This is a genomic window from Hymenobacter lapidiphilus, from assembly GCF_003417065.2.
GTDB lineage: Bacteria > Bacteroidota > Bacteroidia > Cytophagales > Hymenobacteraceae > Hymenobacter.
This window is the reverse complement of record NZ_QVLT01000004.1, coordinates 17,513-35,808: the sequence shown is the minus strand read 5'-3', so window position 1 is coordinate 35,808 and position 18,296 is coordinate 17,513. Positions and strand designations below refer to the sequence as shown.

Below are 18,296 nucleotides of genomic sequence, written 5' to 3'. Positions count from 1 at the left end.
TTTGGTCTAAGCTCTATTCGTACCCTTGGTAGCGTAGCAGACGCACGACTAGGCCGGTCCAGCCGGTTTGGTGGCTGGCACCGAGGCCGCGGCCGGTGTCGCCGTGGAAGTACTCGTGGAAGAGCAGGTGGTCTTTGAAGTACGGGTCGGTCTGCATGAGCTCGTCGCCGTTGAAGGCCGGGCGCAGGCCGTTGGCGTCGCGCAGAAACAGCTTGGTCAGGCGCTCCGAGAGGGCCTCGGCAATCTGCTTGAGCGTGTGCATCTTGCCCGAACCGGTCGGGTACTCGACCTGGAAAGCGTCGCCGTAGTAGGCGTAGAAGCGCTGTAACGACTCGATGATGAGGTAGTTGATGGGAAACCAGATGGGGCCGCGCCAGTTGCTGTTGCCCCCAAACATGCTGCTTTCGGCCTCGCCGGGCACATACTGCACCGTGAAGTCGGTTTCCGGGGTGTGGTACACGTAGGGGTGCGCCAGGTGGTCGCGCGACATCGAGCGGATGCCGAAGTCAGACAGGAACTCGGTTTCGTCGAGCATGCGCTTGAGCAGGGCCCGCAGGCGCGAGCGGCGCAGCAGGCTTAGCAGGTGACGGGCGCCCTTGCCGTCGCCCGGCCCCTTCTCGCGCCAGCGCGACACTAGTTGGGCCAGATGCGGGCGGTTTTCGAGCAACCAGCGGGCCCGCTCCGTGAAATCGGGTAGCTCGCTGAGCAGCTGCTCGTCAATCACCTCCACGGCGAATAGCGGAATCAACCCCACAATGGAGCGCACCTTGAGCATGGTGCGGGCTCCGTCGGGCGTGTGCAGCACGTCGTAGTAAAACTGGTCTTCCTCGTCCCAGAGGTTGAATTGGCCATCGCCGCCGCGCGTCATGGCGTCGGCAATGTAGAGGAAGTGCTCGAAGAACTTGCCGGCCATTTCCTGGTACACCGAGTTGGTGCGGGCCAGCTCCATGGCAATGCGCATCAGGTTGAGCGCGAACATGGCCATCCAGCTCGTGCCATCCGACTGCTCGATATGGCCGCCGGTGGGCAGCGGGGCGCTCCTATCGAACACGCCGATGTTGTCGAGGCCCAGAAAACCGCCCTCGAACACGTTCCGCTCGCTTTTATCCTTGCGGTTCACCCACCAGGTGAAGTTGAGCACCAGCTTGTGGAACACGGCTTCCAGAAAAGCCGGGTCGCCGTGGCCGTTGCGCTTCTTGTCCATCTGGTACACCCGCCAGGTGGCCCAGGCGTGCACGGGTGGGTTCACATCGCTCAGGTGCCACTCGTAGGCCGGCAGCTGGCCGTTGGGGTGCATGTACCAGTCGCGGCACAGCAGCCGGAGCTGGTTTTTGGCGAAGTCGGCATCCACCATCGCCAGCGGAATGCAGTGGAAGGCTAAATCCCAGGCCGCGTACCAGGGATACTCCCAGGTATCGGGCATCGAAATGATGTCGTGGTTGCGCAGGTGGCGCCAGTTGTGGTTGCGGCCCTTGCGGCGGCGCGTGGCGGGCACCCGCGGCAGGGCCGGGTCGCCGTCGAGCCACTGAGCCACGTCGTAGTAGTAGAACTGCTTGCTCCAGAGCATGCCCGCGAAGGCCTGGCGTTGCACGTTGCGGGCGTCGGCGTTGTCGGGCAAATCCTGCTGCAGGCACTCATAGAACTCGTCGGCCTCCTGCTGGCGGGCTTCAAATAGGGTCCCGAAATCGGCAAACGGTGCCTCCAAAGTGGCCGGGGTCAGGCGCACCTGCACGGTAACCGATTCGCCGGCCGGCACCTCGAACTGACAATGGGCGGCCATTTTGGTACCCCGGCGGGCCGGGTTTACGGCCGTGGGGTCGCCCTCCACCACGTAGTCGTTGATGCCGTCTTTGAAGTAGCGGCCGGGATTGTGGTAGTCGGCCAGGCTGCCGATGCGGTAGGCGTTGGTGTCGTTGTCGCAGAACAGCAGCTCGACGTCGGGGTGGTCGCAGTAGCAGTAGTACTGGCCCAGCGTGGGGTGGGCCGCCAGGGCCGTGCCGGGGGCGTGGGCAGCCACCACGGGCCGGGCCTCCTGGCCAGGGTAGCCCCAGCTCCAGGTGTTGCGAAACCACAGCTGGGGCAGCACGTGCAGCGGCGCGGCTTCGGGCCCGCGGTTGTGGGCCGTAATGCGCAGCAGCACATCATCGGGGCCGGCCTTGGCGTACTCGATGAACACGTCGAAGTAGCGGCCCTGGTCGAAAACACCAGTATCGAGCAGCTCGAACTCGGGGTCCTGGCGGGTGCGGGCGGCACTTTCGCGCCGGAGCTGCTCGTACGGGAATTCGGCCTGCGGATACTTGTAGAGCATCCGCATGTAAGAGTGCGTGGGCGTGCTGTCGAGGTAGTAGTACAGCTCCTTCACATCCTCGCCGTGGTTGCCCTCGGGATTGGTCAGGCCGAACAGGCGCTCCTTGAGCAGCTCGTCCTGCCCGTTCCAGAGGCCCACGGCCAGGCACAGGTGCTGCTCGTCGTCGGAGAGGCCCCCGATTCCGTCCTCGCCCCAGCGGTAGGCCGTACTCCGGGCCTCATCGTGGGGCAGAAAGCTCCAGGCCTGCCCGTCGGGGCTATAGTCTTCGCGGACCGTACCCCACTGCCGCTCGGTGAGGTAGGGACCGAATTTCTTCCAGGGAGTGGTCAGGGCGTTGGCATCGGCCAGCCGCAGTTGTTCGTGCGTCATAAAAAGAATCGGGCCGGCCAACGGCCGCCGGTTCAGGAAACCAAAAATCAGGCCCTGTTAAGCCGGCAAAGATACCGGGTTGGCAGTTGCCGGCTACTGAGGAGTCTAAAAACTGGTAACCGGACACCGAAATCTACTCCGCAAGCTCAGTAACCGGCTTGGCATATTCGGGATGCTCAGGCACGGTGCCGTTGGGGAAGGCCCATGTATCGAGCGGCTTGACGGGCAGGGCAAGCAGGCGGGCGACGGTTTGGCCGGCGGGGTCGGAGAAGGCGGGTACGCCGATGGTGATATCCTGCTGGGGCACGTTGAGGCGCAGCGTGCGGTGGAGCCGGTCCCAGAGGGTGAGCACGACGCCGAAGTTGCTCTGGGTTTCGCGGTCGACCATGGAGTGGTGGATGCCGTGGGCGCGGGGCGTGACCATGAACGGGGCCAGGCGGCGCTCTACTTCGTAGGGCAGCTCCAGGTTGGTGTGGTGGAAGGCAGTGCAGGCTTCAAACACTACTTCAAAACCCAAAGCTGTGGAGCCGCGCACGCCCAGCAGTGCCGCAATACCGGCCCGGTACGGGATGCTGGCCAGCATCTCGCCAAAGTGAAACCGCCACCCCGTGCTCAGGTCCATATCGAGGTCGGAGTGGTGGACGCGGTGCAGACGCCAGAGCAGCGGCGAGTGTAGCAGCCGGTGCCAGGAGTAGCCCAGGTAGTCGAGCAGCAGCACTTCGGCCAGCAGCCGGGCCGGCTCCGGCAGCCGCGAAAGGGGCGTGCGGTAGGGCGCCATCAGCTGGCCCAGGCCTACCATGGCCGGCAGCAGCGTCAGGCGCATGGCCGGCATGGAGGGGGCGGCCAGCGCCACGTTGCGCACCCACCGCTCGGTGCGGGGCCGGGTGCGCCTGCGAAGCGGCTTGCGGGTTTCGAGCAGCAGCAGGCCCAGGCCCAGCACGGCCAGTACGGGCGTGGCGTATTTATCGAAACGCTTGAGCAGAGGGTGAGAAACGGGGAGCAGGTTCATTATTCGTGGCTGGTAGAAACGGCGTAGGGTGCGGGGCTTATCCCCGCCCGCCATTGAACGGTTCGTGCGGGTTTTGTTCAGCGGCGGGCGGGGACAAGCCCCGCACCCTACTTTACTGGTGAACAAAGAACGTCATTCAACCGATAACTGAATCTGCACCCTTGCCCTGGCGGATTTTCCGCCAGAGTCCTCATTCTGCCGGGCTACTACCCTTCCCGCCGCACGGCTCTACTGGGGCGGGCGGCTTTTTGGGCGCCGTTCCTCTCCTGCTTTCCGCCGCTTATGCAACAAGTCCTGCAGGCACGTTCGAGTGGGCCTCGCTCCGCACCTTCGGCCACATGCCCGTATCCGACCTTGTGGTGATACTGGCCGTGCTTATCGGCGTCATCATTGCGGCGCTGGTATTTGCCTGGGAAAACGCCCGCCGCATCCGCGCCCGCAAGCACCTCGACGAGGCCGGCGTGAAGCACTACGAAATCTTCGGGCCGCTGTTTTTCGGCTCGGTGCAGGCCTTCAGCGAGAAGTTCGACGTGGCCGACGACCCCCAGCAGGTCATCATCGACTTTGCCGAAAGTCGCGTCGCCGATATGTCGGCAATCGAAGCCCTCAACAAGCTCACCGAGCGTTACCACCGCCTTGGCAAAACCGTGCAGCTGCGCCACCTCAGCCCCGACTGCCGCCACCTGCTCCAACGCGCCGATTCGCTCATCGACGTGAATATCCTGGAGGACCCGATATACCATGTAGCCGGCGCGGATTTGCGGTATTGAGTTAGTGGTTGGTGGGCGAACGGAACCGCTTGTCATCCTGACGAAGGAAGGACCTTATCACGTTTAAACGGTTGTAACAACGAATCGTTTTAGCGTGATAAGGTCCTTCCTTTGTCAGGATGACAGGCGGTTTCTAAGCTTTACGCACCATTAACTAACCACTAGTTTCGGCTCTTCAGAGGCCACCAGTGGGCCGTCGAAATGCTGCTCGAAGAACTCGTCGCACCACTTGCACACATTCTGCAGGTCCTCGGTGCGGGCCAGGGCGTGGGCTTCCGACACGCCGATGGATTCGCCCATTTTCCAGGGTGCTCCTTCGTTGAGGCGCTGCATGATTTCGGATTTGGAGGCGCGCAGCAGAACATCGGCCACTTTTTCCTTGCGGGCGTCTCCGAGCGGAAACTTGGTACCGGGGCAGCAGGGGTTGATTTTCCAGAGCTGGATGCTGATTTCCTGAGGCAGCTCGGTGCCGCCCAGAAAGCCTTTCGCGCCTGATAGGATGGCGCAGAAATTATGGCTGGGGTCCTTGAGCCAGATATCCTTTTCGAGGGCGCGGCCGCGGGCCCAGTTGCCGCCCAGCCACATATCCTCGCTCGCGCCCCAGTAGCCCCAGCTCAGGCGGTGGCTTTCCACCAGCAGGTGTTCTTTGTCGATGAGCGGGTCGTGGTCGTCGCCGTTTACGCCGCGGCTCTCGAACAGGTCGGCCAGCGTCATCAACCGGGCCCCGGCGGCTTTGTGGTAACGGTCGATGCTGGCAATATCGAAGCGGGTAACGCCCTTTTCAATCAGCAAATCCAGGATTTTCTCCGTCAGCAGGTCACCGTTGGTTTGCAGCATAATCTGGGTGCGGCCCTGGTATTTGCGCTGCAACGCCTCCAGAATCGAGTAGAGCTTCACCTTATCGGCCAGCGGCTCGCCCCCCGACAGAATCAGCCGGTCTATCTTTTCCGGCAGGTTGTCGATGATACGAAAACAGTCCTGCACGCTGATGCGCGTACCCTGGGGCCCGGAGCTGTTGTAGCAATGGTCACACTTGTCGTTGCAGAGCTGGGTAAACACCCAGTACACGGATTCGCAGTGGTTGAAATCGGTCTTCATTCGATGATTAAGGTAGAGGTAGCGGCCTGCCGGATATTCTCCCAGAAGGACAGCTCGGCGGCAATATTGGTGCGTGGGTCGTCCACAAACTCGGCCACGGAGCCGAAGCTCGTGAGGCGGCCGCGCTCCAGGTAACCCAGGCGCGAGCCCACGGTAAGTGCCTCGCGGCTGTCGTGGGTGACGAAAATGGAGGTGATGCGGTGCTGACGGCTGACGCGGCCGAACAGCTGCTGCATGGCGGCGCGGGTCTGGGCGTCGAGGTTGCCGAAGGGCTCGTCGAGCAGCAGCAAACGCGGCCGAATGATGAGCGCCCGCCCGAACGACACCCGCTGCCGTTGTCCGCCCGAAAGCTGATGCGGCGCCTTTTGGGCATGTTCGCTCATCTCCAGCTCGGCCAGCAGCTCGGTTACGCGCTGCCTGATTTCCGCCTCTTTCACCTTCCGAATCCGCAACCCGAAAGCCACGTTCTCAAACACCGACAGGTGCGGAAACAACAGCGGCTCCTGATACAGGTACACCATCTGCCGCTCGTTGGGCGGGACGGGGAGTAAATCCTGACCGTGCAGCTCCAGTGTACCGCTGTCGGCAGTTTCGAGGCCCGCCATAATCTTGAGCAGCGTAGTTTTGCCGCAGCCCGAGCGCCCCAGCACTGCCAGCACTTCGCCCTCAGCCAACGTCAGCGAAATATCGCGTAGCACGGGCTGGTCGTTGAACTGCTTGGAAAGGTGCGAAACGGTGAGCATTAGGTGAGGCTTTTTGGGGAATTAAATGACGTGCGGAGGAAGACAAAGTACGTCATGCTGAGCGCAGTCGAAGCATCTCTACCACTCCGTTGCTAAACTGGCCGGGAGCAAAAATCACCACTGCGGTAGAGATGCTTCGGCTGCGCTCAGCATGACGTACTGGTTTTATCATTAGCCACTCGTTCTGGTTTCATCAACCTCACACCAACGCCCCTACGCCATATGCTGCCGCGTCAATCGTCATGCGCTCCGGGCTAGGCTGCTCGCCGCTGAGCCAGTAAGTGAGGCGGTCTACGTAGTTATCGAGGTGGGTGATTTGCTGCACGCCGTGCTCGACGAGCGGGTCGAGGGTGGTGGCCAGCAATGTGCCACCGTAGGCGTGGGTTTGCCAGGTAATAACGTCGCCGGCGCGTTGGTTTGCAGGATTTCGGCCGATGCGGGTACGCGGGTGTACACGCCGTGGGTGTGCCAGCAGGCCTGCCGGGGCGTGAGCCCCTGGTACACGGGGTGGTCGTAGTTGGTTTCCGACACGGGCGGATTAGTAGGGTCGTCGACCCACCAGTAGTTGTTTACGGGCCGGTCTTCCCACTGGGCATCGAGCCAGGCCGTGGAAGAGTCGCCTTCCAGGAACACCTTTTTACCGGCCGCCAGGAAATCGTATATAATGGCCTTCTTCTCCGTCAGCACCTGCTGGTTCGACTGGAACGGGATGGCCAGCGCCTCCAGGTTCGCCACGGCTTCGGCCGTGAGGTCGTGCACGTACAGCAGCTCGTACAGGTCGCGATACTTGGGGGCCGTAGCCACGGCGTAGTGCGACCACACGCCGTTGAAAATCAAGCCGATCTTAGCCATGTGCAGAAACAGTTTCGGTGGAAATAAGATGCAGAAAGTTGCGGTACAGCGTAACCATAGCGCTTTCCGATTTGCCGCCGTACGTGACGTCGGCCAGCGGGCCGCTGGCCGTGAGCAGCATCCGGCCCGGCGTGCTTACCTCGTCGAGCACCACAATGGGGCGCTGCCAGGTATCGTGGAGCAGCACATCGGCCCCGGCAGCCGCCTGAATGTAGCCGCAGGCCCACCAGCCGCTCATGCCGTGCGAGAAGTTCAGCTCATCGAGGTTGATGTTAGCCAGCAGGCCGTGCGAATCGGTACCGGCCGAATAGCGCACATCCAGAGTGCGGCGCGAATTGTCCATCAGCCACTGGTTGCCGGGCACCCAGGCCGTGAAAAACCCGTCGCAGCATATCAACGCTTTTCCGGCCGCCAGAAACGCCTCTACCTTATCTTTTATCCTGAGCATGGCCACGTGGTCGGAGCCGTTGGGCACCACCAGCAGGTCGTAAGGTAACAGGTCGGGGTTGAAGTCTTTGGTGACGAGGCAGATGGTGTACTGCACCAGCTCGTTGGAAACATAATAGCTATCCAGCCCTTGCAGACCATTGGAAATCAGAAGGGCTTGCAGCATATTGGTTGTTGATTGACGGTCGGAACTTGTTGGTTGCCGGAGGCTGGTTTGGGTATCTCCTAGCAACCGGCAGGCTAGTTACGGCTTTCGCAGCAGGGCAGATTTATTGGCCAGCAGCAGCAGCATCGGCGGCAGCACCAGCAGCAGCGAGGCCACGGCCGCCAGCGGGGCGTTGGCCTCGCCCACGTAAGTAAACACCTGCACCGTAAGCGTCCGCACTTTGCCCACGCTCAGCACATTGGTCAGGCCGAAATCGAACCAGGCCAGCAGAAACGTTTGGACCAGCGTGGTGCGCAGCAACGGGGCGGCCAGCGGCAGCAGCACCCGCCGCAGCGCCTGCCGGGGCGTGCAGCCCAGCGTGCGGGCCAGCTGCTCGTACTCGGTGGCCCGCTGACTCCAGAACGAGCCCAGCAGCAGCGTGGCAAACGGCAGCGCCAGCAGCAGCAGCCCCAGCAGCACCCCGCCCACCGAACCCGACAAATGCATCCGGATAATAAACGGCTGAATCAGCACGGCCAGCAGCACTGGCGGCAGCGCGTAGGGTAGGTAGCTTAGGGCCGTCCAGCGCCCCGGCCGCCGTGCTCCGGCTATGGCCCGCGCGACCAGAAAGCCGCCGGCCGTAGCCAGCACCGCCACCACGGAGGCCAGCAGCAGGCTTTTGCCCAGGCCGGCCAGCAGGTCATTATCGGCCGCTACCAGCCCGCGTAACGCCTCCAGCGAGTAAGCCGGCGGCAGCACCTCTGGGAAGCGCCACTCCTGCCCCACCGCCAGCAGCCCCAGCAGCCCAAACGGCAGCGCGAAGAGGATGAGGAGAACGGTTGTGAGGAGTCTGGAGCGCATTGATTGAAGGAAAAAGGAGAAGACGATACGGGGCTGGAAACGAAAAGAACGATGTCATGCTGAGCGCAGCGGAGTCGAAGCATCTCTACTGCAACGCTAATCCTGTCGTTGATTTTACCACTGCGGTAGAGATGCTTCGGCTACGCTCAGCATGACACTCTTGTTAATCATCTCACCCCGCCTCCACTTTGCTCCGGTTTACCAGCCGCAACAGCAGCAAAATAAGCCCTATCAGCCCCGCAGCCACCAGGAACCCGGCCAGGTAGGCGGCGGGTAACTCGCGCAGGTCGAAGCGCTGGAGCTTGGTGATGATGAACACGCTCAGCATCTGCGGGTACGGGCGGCCCAGCAGCAGCGGAATGTCGTAGGCGCCGAGCGTGGCAATGAAGCTGAGCAGCACCGTGGGCGCGGCCCGGCGCAGCAGCAGCGGCGCCGCCACCCGCCGCCGAAACTGCCCTGCGCTGGCCCCAAGCGTACTCGTGAGCTGCCCTAGCTCGGCCAGCCGGCTTTCCTGGTAGATAGCCTGGAACAGCAGCGTGAGAAACGGAAACGTGAGCAGCACGTGGGCCATGATGATGCCCACTCCTGCCGCATCCTGCACCAGCTCGGGGAAGGCCTCCAGGCTGTCCGTCAGGCCCAGCCGGAAGCTGATGCGCGAGAGCAAGCCACTGCGGCTCAGCAGCTGAAACAGGTAGAAGGCCACCACCAGCGCGGGCATCACGAGCGGCACGTACAACAGCCCCGGCAGCGGCCCACGCTGCAGCGTGGGTTGCGCCCGCAGCACCAGCAACAGCGCCAGCACCACCGAAATACCCACCGAGGCCCCCGCAATCCAGAAGCTGTACAATGCCGCATACGCCAGGCCCGGCTCGTGGCCCAGCGCCTGCCAGTATTCCCCCGTAAAGTCCCCGGCCAGTGGCCCCACCACGCCCACGCTACCCAGCAGCGCGTAGCCCAGCCCCGCCAGCGGCAGGCCGATAACGAGCAGGGCGTAAAGCGGCAGAATGGGTTTGATGGGTTTCATTGAACGTCGTTCTTGCGTTGCGCCTCACCCCCCGGCCCCCTCTCCGAAAAAGGAGAGGGGGTGCCGGACGACTTGGGCCGATGGCCAATGCAATATGCTGGATATAACGGACGAATTTTAGTTAACCGAGGCCATCTATTCTGTTAGGCTCCCCCTCTCCTTTTTCGGAGAGGGGGCCGGGGGGTGAGGCGCAGTCCCAACAGCTACTTCTCAATCACCTCCGTCCGAAAATCCTTGAACAGCCGGGTCATGTACTCGGGGTCGGGCTCCATGAGGGCCAGGTTTTGCAGGTTTTCGCGGCGCGGGGCGTAGCGGCGCGAGGGCAACTGCTGAAACTGCTGCCGTTGTTGGGGCGTGAGGGCGGCCAGGTTGAGCACCGTATGGTCGCCCCACACGTTGGGGTCCATCTTTTTCAGCTGGGCCTCGGGCGAAATCAGGAAGTTGATGACCAGCATAGCCGCCTCGGGGTGCTGGGCCCCGCGCACCACGCCCAGGTAGTGCGAGTTGCGGATGGTGCCGGGGGCCGGCACGTAGGCCCGGGCCGTGGCCGGAAACACCTTCTGGTTCACCTTATTGTCCACCTCGGCGTCGTTGTTGGAGAAGGTGAAGGCCACCTCGCCGTTGGCAAACAGCTGGTGCAGCGGGGCCAGCTGCTCAGGGAACGTGCGGCCTTCCTTCCAGAAATAGGGCTTGCTCTGGTTGATGGTCTTCCATAGCTCGCCCGACCACTTGTTGTACACGGCCTCGTCAAACTTGCCCTGGAACAGCTTCGGGTCGCCCGACAGCGCAATCATCCACGATTTGAGCAGCGTCATGCCCGTAAACTCGTTCGGGATAGTGAACTGGCCGGGATGAGCCCGCACGAAGGCTGGCAGCTCGGCAAACGACTTCGGCGGGTTGACCACCCGCGCCGAATCGTAGATGAAGTTGAACTGCACGTTGCCCCAGGGAGCCTCCATGCCGGCCACCGGCTGCTGGAAATCGGTGTTGATGAATGGGTTTTCCAGGTCGAGCAGCGGGGCGTTGGGCAGCTTGTCCACGAAGGGCCCGAGCAGGGCATTCACCTGCCGAAGCTGGTAAAATGTTTCGCCGTTAATCCAGACCATATCGGCCTCGCTTGGCTGACCCGCCTGCTGCTCGGCGGCAAGCGTCTGCACCAGCTGCGCGCCCTGGCTGGCCGCAATCTGCAGCTCGATGCCGTAGCGGCGCTGCAGCTCGGGCTTCACGTAGGTCTGCATGTATTTATTGATGAGCGGGTCGCCCATCCACATCAGCATGCTTACCGGCTGGCCCTTGCCCGCCGCCTCAATTTTCGGCCAGGTCTGGGCCAGCGTCTGCTCAGGCGTTTTGGTTTGCTCGCCCGAGTTGCAGCCAGCCAGCAGGGCGAGGATGGGAAGGAAAAGGAAGAAGGTTTTCATGTTGAGCTTGTAAACAACTCACCTTCGGTTCCTCCCCGTCAACCCCACCCCAACCCCTCCCCAGAAGGGAGGGGCTCTAATTTTAGCCTGCTAGATTTCTAGCCCTCTAAGTTCTATAACTAGAGCCCCTCCCTTTTGGGGAGGGGTTGGGGTGGGGTTGACGGGAAGGAGCCGAAGGTGGAATCTGATTAAAACGCGTAGCGGGCGCCGAACTGGAACTGGCGGGGGGCACTGGCATTTTTGCGCACGATGCCTGAGCCTTCGGGGCCCACCTGAATCTGGTTGCTCTGGGTGGCGTTGTTGGCGTAGCCGCTCAGGTTCTGGGTGTTGAAGACGTTGAACACATCGGCCCGGATTTCGAGCCGGCTGAGCTTCTCGCCAAAGAGGAAGTTATACTGCAGCCCCGCGTCAATCGTCTTCGACCAGGGCAACCGGTCGGAGTTGCGGCCTTCGCCCGGAAACCGGTCGGCGTTGCCCAGGTAAGCAGTGCTGAACGAGCTGCCGTCGCCGTTGAGGTCGTTGGTGAGTACCGGCGAGCCGTCGGGGTTGAAGGCGCCCGGCACCGGATAGCCCCCGGCCACGCGGTTGATGGGCTGGCCACTTTGCACCAGCGCCGCCACGTTGAAGTTCAGGTTGCGGATGGGCTGGTAGAAGCCCAGGGCATTGAACACGTGGGTACGGTCATTGATGGAGTTAGCGTATTCCGTGCCGTACTGGTTGGCGTTCTGGGCGCGGAAGTTGATGTCCTCGGTGTCGTTTTTGAGGTTGGACAGCGAGTAGCTTAAGCGGTAGCCGTACTTATCGTCGGCGAGCAAGTCGCGCTTTAGGTTCAGGTTAAGCGCCAGGTAGCGCGAGCGGCCGGCGGTTTCACTCACGATAATGTCGCGGGCCACGCCGCGCACTTTCTGGCCGTTGATGTTGGCATAAGGACCATTGGCATCGGTCAGAATCGGTATTGGGCGGCTGGCATCGGCCTGGGCCGCAGTGCGTACCACCACGTTGGCGGGGTCGGTTACGGGGTAGTTGGCGGCCCCGTTCAGGCTGGCCAGCCGCAGCAGATTAAACGAGCGGTTGAACACGGCATCGGCGTAGAACAGCGTCCGCTCGCCTACCTGGTACTGGTAGCCCAACGTGCTCTGCTGGGTGTAGGGGTTCTGGTAGCCGTTGGGATTGAGGATGCGCCGTTCGTTGCTGAACGAAGCCTCCCGCTGGCCCTGCAGGCTGGCCGCCGAAGGGCCGTTGAGGTAGGTGGTGTTATTGAACGAGGCCCCGGCGTTGCCGGCAAACGTCACCCGCCCCAGGTCGGTGTCGGCGGGCAGCGCGCCCACCCGCACCAGCTCCGTCAGCTGGGCGCGGTAGTCAGCCGAGGTGGTGTTCTGCTGCAGCGCGTCGCTGTAAATGGCGTACTGAATCTTGTCGTAGAACAGGCCGAAACCGCCGCGCAGGCTGCTGCGCTCGGTGAGCTGGTAGTTGAAGCTGGCGCGGGGCGCGATGTTATTGAAGTCATCCTTGTCGGAGCCGCCCTTCGAGAGGTTGTCGTAGTCGTAGCGCAGGCCCAGCGTCAGGTTCAGGCGGTCGGTTACGGCCACCAGGTCTTCGAGGTAGATGTTATACAGGTTCTGGGTGGTCCCGAACGACGCCGGCCGCAGCTCCACACCGTAGTTCACTACCTGCACGTCGGCCGGAATATCGTTGATGCTCAGGCCGCCGCCGAGGTTGCGGGCCCGCAGTGCTGCCAGCTGAGTGGCGCTCAGCTGCACGGTGTAGCTGCCGTTGGGGTTGCCGCCGCCGAACAGCGAGTGCTGGGAACTGATCAGCCCAAAACCCGCCTTGAAGGTGTTGCGGCCGGCCAGGTAGGTGAACTTCTGCTGGCCCTGCCAGGTGTTTTCCAGCGCATCGAACAGGTAGCCGGGATGGCCGAGCACGGCAATGGTCTGCCCGTCGGGGCCGCGCACGCCCACGTCGGGGCTGTTAGGATTGTTGGCCTTGGCGTAGTTCCAGCGGAAGCGGGCATACTGCAGGCTGGTTTCGGAGGTGATTCGCTCGCCCACGTACACGTTCTGCGAGGCAATGCTCACCGAGTTGCGGTCCTGCTGGTTGCCGGCCGAGTTGAAGTTCACGCCGCCGTCGAGGCCACCGCCCTGCCGCTCAATGTTCACGATGCCCACATTGGCCCGCAGCGAAGAGGTAAACCGGTCATTCCAACGCTGGTCGAGGCGGGTGCTGAGGTAGGTGAAGCGGTTCTGGCCCCGCACGCTCTCGTTCACGCCCAGCGCGGGCGAATTCAACAGGTTATCCTTCAGGTCGAAGGTCTGCTCGGCGTTCAGAAAGAAGAACGTCTTGTCCTTCACCAATGCCCCGCCCACGCCAAAGCCAAACTGCTGGCGCTGGAAGCCGCTTTTCACCTGGTTACCCGACAGGTCGCGCTGCGCAAAATCCGACTTGCCATCAATGCCCGGACCGGGCCGGGTCAGGTAAAACGCCTCGCCGCTCAGCTCGTTCGAGCCTGACTTGGTAGTGACGTTGACGATGCCGTTGGCCGAGTTGCCGTACTCCGTCGAGAAGTTGTTGGTCAGCACGTTCAGGTTCTGCACGAAACCCGTTGGGATGGCGAAGCGCTGACCGCCCAGGAAGTTCTCGTTGTTGTCGAGACCATCAATCAGGTAGTTGGTGTACAGGCCGTTGGCCCCATTGATGCTCACGTTAGGCGCTTCGGTGAAGAAGCCGGTGGCCTGCGTGACGTTGGGCAGGCGGTAAAGGGCGCGGGTGATGTCGCGCGCTTCAATGGGTATCTGGCGCAACTCGCGGGCCGAGAGCTGGGAGGCTACCTCGGCGTTCTGGGTGTTGATGGTGGTGGCGTTGGGGGCCCGCACCGTTACCTCGCCCAAGGCCTGCCCGCTGGCGCGCGGCAGCACCAGCGTCACGCTCGGGCTGGAGTTGGAACGCAGCAGAATGTTGGCCTCACGCACCGGCTGGAACTTGTCCGATAAATCGGTGCTCACGGCGTAGGAGCCGGCCGTGCTCAGGCCCCGAAAGCGGACTTTGCCCTGATTATCAGTGGTTTGCTGGGTGCTAAAACCAATGGCGGCGTTATCAAGGTGCACCACTTGGCCCACCACCGGCTGGCGGGTGCCCACATCCACTACCGACACCACTAAATCGACGGATTGCGCCAGCGCCGCCGACACGGGCAGCACCAGCAGACACAGCGAAGACACTGCGAAAGCGGCAAATTTACTCATCTGAAAAAAACTAAAACACCTTAAAACTGAAACCCGGGCGCACCTGCGGGCCGGCAAGGCCGCCATCCGGCACCCCAACCGCCCGTAAGTGGGCCATTCGCAAAGGTTCTCAGCTGGCGGGCGGCCCGCGCAGGGGCAGTGGCGCGGCTACAACCGCCGCCCGCAGGCGGGGCCGCAGGGCCAGGCGCACCGGGCTGGCAGGCCGCAGCAGGCGCAACAGGCGGCGGCGCAATGCCGCGGCGGGCAGCCGGCGCAGCACCCGCGCCAGATCGTAGGCGTTGTTTACGTCGGCCAGGGGCCGGAGCCGGCGCACGATAGCGCCGGCGTGGCGCAGGCAGCGGCCCAGGGCCTGATGCAGGGTGGCGGTCTGCCAAGGCAGCACGGCCCAGGCCTCGGCCACGAAAAAAGCGCGATTAACGCCCAGCAGGTACACGCCCCCGGCCAAATCGGGGCCTAGCACGGCATCGGCCGTTTCGAGGCCGGCCACGGCCTGGCGCAGCCGTGCGGGCGTCAGCTGGGGGCAGTCGTTGCCAATAACCACCAGCCGCTCGTAGCCCAGCCCGAAGCCGTAAGCCAGGGCCGAAACCAGCCGCTGCCCAAACGTGTGGCCCACCTGCTGGCCGGTGCCAAAGTGCAGAAAATCGACGCCTGCCTGCCGGGCTGTGGCCGTGGCCCGGGCAATCAGCTGGGCTGCCACCGCCGCAGCGGGCCCGTTGCCGAAGCGCTTGTGCGCGGCTTCCTCGCCCGCCAGGCGGCTGAAGAGCAAAACGGCAGTAGCGGAGCGCGGGGCGACAGAAAGCACTGGCAGGGGCTGGACTTGAATGGGATTTCAGCCGGCACATTGCCGGGTGCTGCTTGCGAGGCGCAATGTACGGCAGAGCTGGCCGGGATGGATTGACGGCTGCGGTGGTAATTGGGTAAGAGAACAAGCATGAGCCGCTCTTCTCTTACCCAATTACCATCGCAGCTTTTCCTCACTCATAAAACTTCCGTAACCGCCGCATGCTCGTCAGCACCACCCAGTCGCCGAGGCGGGGGAAGTTGCCGTGGACGATGGCAATGATCCAGCCCAGGGCCGAAATAACGGTGCGCTGCCGCCGCTTGCGGATGTGGCGCACGATGATGGCGGCTACTTCGGCCTGGGTTTTCTGCCAGCGGGGCTTGCGGTAGGCAATGGGCACGGGCTGGCCGGCGGCATCGAGCACCCGTTTGTCGTCGTCGTTTTCGGTGAAGCCAATGTGTACCACCCCAAAATGCACGCCGGTACAATCCAGCTCCAGGCGCAGGGTATGGGCCAGATTGGTGAGGGCCGCCTTGCCGGCGCAGTAGGCCGAGCCGCTGGGCATCCCGTTTAGAGCCGAAATGGAGGAAATGAACGTGATGCTGCCCTTACTTTCGAGCAGGTGCGGCAAGGCGGCTTTCAGCGGAAAAACGGCCCCGTACACGTTGCTGTCGAGCACCCGCCGGAACACGTCGGGGTCCATGTCGCGGAAATAGGCCCGCTGCGAGATGCTGGCGTTGGCCACCAGGATATCGAGCCGGCCGAACTCGGCCAGGGTTGTCGCCACCAGAGCCTCGCAGGCGGCGTAGTCGGTTACGTCGGCCAGGCAGGCGGCCACGGTGGCGCCGGCCGCTTCGAGCTGCTGGCGGGTGGCTTCGAGGTAGTCGGGGCGCAGGCCGTTGAGCACTACGGCAGCCCCGGCGGCGCCCAGGGCCCGCGCCGTTTCGCGCCCAATGCCCGACTCGGAACCCGTAACCAGGGCCACCTTGCCGGCCAGCGGCCCCACCGTGGGCAGGGCCCGGGGGACGCGCGCCGCTACCTGGGCACCGGTTACGGCCTTTTCCGTTGACACCAGTACCGCCGGTGTTGGGGATAAGGACAGGGCAGGCTCACTATCGACCGGGGCCGGACTTTCTTTCCACATACTATCAAATATACTGTTGGGCTCGAAACCAGGCGAAGGCGTCGGTTATGGCCTCGGCTATGGGCGTTTGGGGCAGGCCCAGCTCGCGGCGGGCCTTCTCTACTGCGAAGTAGTGCCCGTCGTTGGCCACGGCTGTCATGGCGGCGTTCAGGCGGCCCGGACGGCCTGTGAGGCGGGTTTGCAGGCTGCACAGTTCGCCGTAGAGCTGGGCCAGGCCGGCCGGCAGGGGCCAGCGCGGGGCCGGTACGCTCATTAAGTCGGCCATCAGAGCAAAGGCTTCGTGGTAGCTCAGGTTTTCATTGCCCAGAATGTACGACTCTCCCACCCTCCCCAGATTCAGCGCATTTACGGTGGCGTGGGCCACGTCGCGCACGTGCACGTAGTTTTTGCCGCCAGGCGGGTAGCCGGGCACTTTGCCGCGGTAAATTTCCAGCAGCAGCGCCCCCGAAGTTGGTTTGGCATCGTCGGGGCCGAGCATGAAGGTGGGGTGCACGAGCACGGCCGGCAGCTGCTCATCGGCCACGGTTTGCAGCACGAGGTTGGTGGCGGCGCGCTTGCTGTCCATGTAGTCGAGGCCGTAGCGGGCGCCGGCGTAGGGCCGGGTTTCGTCGCCGGGGTTTTCCCGGGTTCCGAAGCCGAATACGTTGGCCGTGCCTACATACACCAGCCGCCGTACGCCGGCGCGGCGGGCCTCGGCCAGCACGGCGCGGGTGCCCTCCACGTTCACCGCCCACAGTGCCGGGTTGCGCGCCGGGTTCACGCTGGCCAGCGCGGCGGCATGAATGATGGCCCCGCAACCGGTAGCCGCGCCGGCCAGTGGCAGGCTGGGCCAGGTCGGCTTCAACATAGCTTACGCCCCGCTCGGCCGGAAAAGGCGGCGCGGTGCCGGGCCGCACCAGCGCCCGCACGGCGTGGCCCCGGCGGTGCAGTTCGGCTACCAGGTGGCGGCCCAGAAAACCATTGGCCCCGGTAACGAGGACCGACTTTGGGTTAAGTAGGCTTTGATTGTCAGACACAGGAAATCGGATAACGACGACAGTAGAACGTCATTCAGAGCATGTGGCGCATAGAGCCAGGGACGAAGAATCTCGTGAGCTGATGATTAAACAGTCGTTCAAGAATATCACGCGAGATTCTTCGTCCCTGGCTCTATGCGCCACATGCTCTGAATGACGTTTTTCCTTCCTCTTTCCCACCCACCAAAACCTACCTACCGATGGTTGATGAGCGTTTTGTAGGTGCGGGCAATGCGGGCGGGCTCGACGCGCATGAAGTACAGCATGAAGGCCGTAAGGTTGGCCAGCTGCACGCGGAGCCAGCCGTTCTGCTCGTATTTGCGGGCCGATACCAGCACGCTTTGGGGCACGATGTAAAACGAGGCCACGCGGCGGATACGCTGGATAATCTCGAAGTCTTCCATCACCACAAACCGCTCGTTGAAGCCGCCCAGCTGCCCGAATAGCTCCTTGGTGATGAACAACGTCTGGTCGCCACCGCGGCTCATGAGGCCCGGAAAGCGGGTACCGTAGCTGTTGATGCGCAGCAGCGGGTGGGCCGAGTCGAAGCGGAAGCGGTAGCAGCCGGCCGCGTGGCCCGCCGCTACGGCCTGGGCAATGGTGGTGACGTAACCGGGGCAGATGCCGACGTCGGCGTGCACGAAGTACAGGATGCGGCCGGTGGCGTGGGCGGCGCCGTAGTTCATTTGGGCGGCGCGGCCCGGGCGCGGGGCAGGCAGCACAGTGGCCCCGGCGGCCTCGGCCAGCGCGGCCGTGCCATCGGGGCTTTGAGCATCAACTACCAGAATTTCTACCGCCTCGCCGGACGGGGCAAGCTGGCGCAGCTGGCGCACCAGCCCGGCAATGTGCGGGGCTTCGTTATAGGTAGGAATGATGATACTTAGCTCGGGCATAAAAAACTGAACAGGAGCGCAATTTGCGCAATTTCCGGCGGCCATAAACTGGTCCGGCCCGGCAGATACGCAGTTGTGGGCCCGGCCAGTTTGCCCGCCCGGGCAATCCGGCCGCCCGGCACGGCGCGTTTATTGCAAAGCACCTCACCACGGCTGTGGTTTCCCCCGTATGCGTC

General features: G+C 63.2%; 15 protein-coding genes and 2 pseudogenes. 1 reads left to right on the top strand and 16 read right to left on the bottom strand.

From position 1 onward, the window contains the following. Positions 1 to 13 precede the first annotated feature (13 nt). Both D0N36_RS03320 and D0N36_RS03315 read right to left on the bottom strand, forming a co-directional pair. Complete coding sequence (locus D0N36_RS03320) at positions 14 to 2,677, bottom strand: MGH1-like glycoside hydrolase domain-containing protein (protein WP_116939634.1); 2,664 nt, start codon at positions 2,675 to 2,677, stop codon at positions 14 to 16. A 133-nt stretch (positions 2,678 to 2,810) separates the two neighbouring features. Beyond that, entirely contained in the window at positions 2,811 to 3,686 is an 876-nt protein-coding gene (locus D0N36_RS03315; protein WP_116939632.1) for a sterol desaturase family protein, read from the bottom strand. A 299-nt stretch (positions 3,687 to 3,985) separates the two neighbouring features. Between D0N36_RS03315 and D0N36_RS03310 the strand changes: the two are divergent. After that, positions 3,986 to 4,456, top strand: a pseudogene (locus tag D0N36_RS03310) (STAS domain-containing protein); the annotation flags it as partial. Between the two features lie 150 nt (positions 4,457 to 4,606). Here the strand turns inward: D0N36_RS03310 and D0N36_RS03305 are convergent. The 14 genes and pseudogenes from D0N36_RS03305 to D0N36_RS03250 form a co-directional block, all read right to left on the bottom strand. Then, entirely contained in the window at positions 4,607 to 5,554 is a 948-nt protein-coding gene (locus tag D0N36_RS03305) for a radical SAM protein (protein ID WP_116939631.1), read from the bottom strand. Beyond that, positions 5,551 to 6,297 (bottom strand): ABC transporter ATP-binding protein, encoded by a 747-nt coding sequence (locus D0N36_RS03300; protein ID WP_116939630.1) that lies wholly within the window; start codon positions 6,295 to 6,297, stop codon positions 5,551 to 5,553. Before D0N36_RS03300 ends, D0N36_RS03305 begins: the two co-directional genes overlap by 4 nt. A gap of 199 nt (positions 6,298 to 6,496) precedes the next feature. Next, positions 6,497 to 6,622: a hypothetical protein gene (locus D0N36_RS19880; RefSeq protein WP_262895290.1), complete on the bottom strand. Its 126-nt coding sequence runs from the start codon at positions 6,620 to 6,622 to the stop codon at positions 6,497 to 6,499. Next, on the bottom strand, positions 6,589 to 7,149 hold the full coding sequence (locus D0N36_RS03295; RefSeq protein ID WP_242478787.1) for a hypothetical protein: 561 nt from the start codon (positions 7,147 to 7,149) through the stop codon (positions 6,589 to 6,591). Before D0N36_RS03295 ends, D0N36_RS19880 begins: the two co-directional genes overlap by 34 nt. Further along, positions 7,142 to 7,762, bottom strand: coding sequence for a hypothetical protein (locus D0N36_RS03290; protein ID WP_116939627.1), 621 nt, complete (start codon positions 7,760 to 7,762; stop codon positions 7,142 to 7,144). Before D0N36_RS03290 ends, D0N36_RS03295 begins: the two co-directional genes overlap by 8 nt. A gap of 78 nt (positions 7,763 to 7,840) precedes the next feature. Beyond that, entirely contained in the window at positions 7,841 to 8,602 is a 762-nt protein-coding gene (locus tag D0N36_RS03285) for an ABC transporter permease (RefSeq protein WP_116939625.1), read from the bottom strand. Between the two features lie 172 nt (positions 8,603 to 8,774). Further along, the gene (locus D0N36_RS03280) at positions 8,775 to 9,626 is read right to left on the bottom strand and encodes an ABC transporter permease subunit (protein ID WP_116939622.1); all 852 of its coding nucleotides are present in this window, start codon (positions 9,624 to 9,626) and stop codon (positions 8,775 to 8,777) included. 203 nt (positions 9,627 to 9,829) lie between these two features. After that, complete coding sequence (locus D0N36_RS03275; protein ID WP_116939619.1) at positions 9,830 to 11,044, bottom strand: ABC transporter substrate-binding protein; 1,215 nt, start codon at positions 11,042 to 11,044, stop codon at positions 9,830 to 9,832. A 188-nt stretch (positions 11,045 to 11,232) separates the two neighbouring features. After that, positions 11,233 to 14,286 (bottom strand): TonB-dependent receptor, encoded by a 3,054-nt coding sequence (locus D0N36_RS03270; protein WP_116939616.1) that lies wholly within the window; start codon positions 14,284 to 14,286, stop codon positions 11,233 to 11,235. Positions 14,287 to 14,395: 109 nt separating this feature from the next. After that, a complete protein-coding gene (locus D0N36_RS03265) occupies positions 14,396 to 15,088 on the bottom strand; it encodes a TIGR04282 family arsenosugar biosynthesis glycosyltransferase (protein ID WP_116939613.1) in 693 nt (230 codons plus the stop codon). 172 nt (positions 15,089 to 15,260) lie between these two features. Next, a complete protein-coding gene (locus tag D0N36_RS03260) occupies positions 15,261 to 16,211 on the bottom strand; it encodes an SDR family oxidoreductase (RefSeq protein WP_242478786.1) in 951 nt (316 codons plus the stop codon). 4 nt (positions 16,212 to 16,215) lie between these two features. Beyond that, entirely contained in the window at positions 16,216 to 17,058 is an 843-nt protein-coding gene (locus tag D0N36_RS03255) for an NAD-dependent epimerase/dehydratase family protein (protein WP_317191431.1), read from the bottom strand. Positions 17,059 to 17,089: 31 nt separating this feature from the next. Further along, a pseudogene (locus D0N36_RS20065) lies at positions 17,090 to 17,227 on the bottom strand (NAD-dependent epimerase/dehydratase family protein); the annotation flags it as partial. A 194-nt stretch (positions 17,228 to 17,421) separates the two neighbouring features. Beyond that, positions 17,422 to 18,120 carry a TIGR04283 family arsenosugar biosynthesis glycosyltransferase gene (locus tag D0N36_RS03250; RefSeq protein ID WP_116939611.1) on the bottom strand — a complete coding sequence of 233 codons (699 nt, stop codon included), beginning with the start codon at positions 18,118 to 18,120 and terminating at the stop codon, positions 17,422 to 17,424. Between the last annotated feature and the right edge of the window lie 176 nt (positions 18,121 to 18,296).

Excerpts from the sequence above, each read along its gene's own strand:
- D0N36_RS03320 (WP_116939634.1), bottom strand. The coding sequence starts at position 2,677 with ATGACGCACGAACAACTGCGGCTGGCCGATGCCAACGCCCTGACCACT.
- D0N36_RS03315 (WP_116939632.1), bottom strand. The coding sequence starts at position 3,686 with ATGAACCTGCTCCCCGTTTCTCACCCTCTGCTCAAGCGTTTCGATAAA.
- D0N36_RS03305 (WP_116939631.1), bottom strand. The coding sequence starts at position 5,554 with ATGAAGACCGATTTCAACCACTGCGAATCCGTGTACTGGGTGTTTACC.
- D0N36_RS03300 (WP_116939630.1), bottom strand. The coding sequence starts at position 6,297 with ATGCTCACCGTTTCGCACCTTTCCAAGCAGTTCAACGACCAGCCCGTG.
- D0N36_RS03295 (WP_242478787.1), bottom strand. The coding sequence starts at position 7,149 with ATGGCTAAGATCGGCTTGATTTTCAACGGCGTGTGGTCGCACTACGCC.
- D0N36_RS03290 (WP_116939627.1), bottom strand. The coding sequence starts at position 7,762 with ATGCTGCAAGCCCTTCTGATTTCCAATGGTCTGCAAGGGCTGGATAGC.
- D0N36_RS03285 (WP_116939625.1), bottom strand. The coding sequence starts at position 8,602 with ATGCGCTCCAGACTCCTCACAACCGTTCTCCTCATCCTCTTCGCGCTG.
- D0N36_RS03280 (WP_116939622.1), bottom strand. The coding sequence starts at position 9,626 with ATGAAACCCATCAAACCCATTCTGCCGCTTTACGCCCTGCTCGTTATC.
- D0N36_RS03275 (WP_116939619.1), bottom strand. The coding sequence starts at position 11,044 with ATGAAAACCTTCTTCCTTTTCCTTCCCATCCTCGCCCTGCTGGCTGGC.
- D0N36_RS03270 (WP_116939616.1), bottom strand. The coding sequence starts at position 14,286 with ATGAGTAAATTTGCCGCTTTCGCAGTGTCTTCGCTGTGTCTGCTGGTG.
- D0N36_RS03260 (WP_242478786.1), bottom strand. The coding sequence starts at position 16,211 with ATGTGGAAAGAAAGTCCGGCCCCGGTCGATAGTGAGCCTGCCCTGTCC.
- D0N36_RS03255 (WP_317191431.1), bottom strand. The coding sequence starts at position 17,058 with ATGTTGAAGCCGACCTGGCCCAGCCTGCCACTGGCCGGCGCGGCTACC.
- D0N36_RS03250 (WP_116939611.1), bottom strand. The coding sequence starts at position 18,120 with ATGCCCGAGCTAAGTATCATCATTCCTACCTATAACGAAGCCCCGCAC.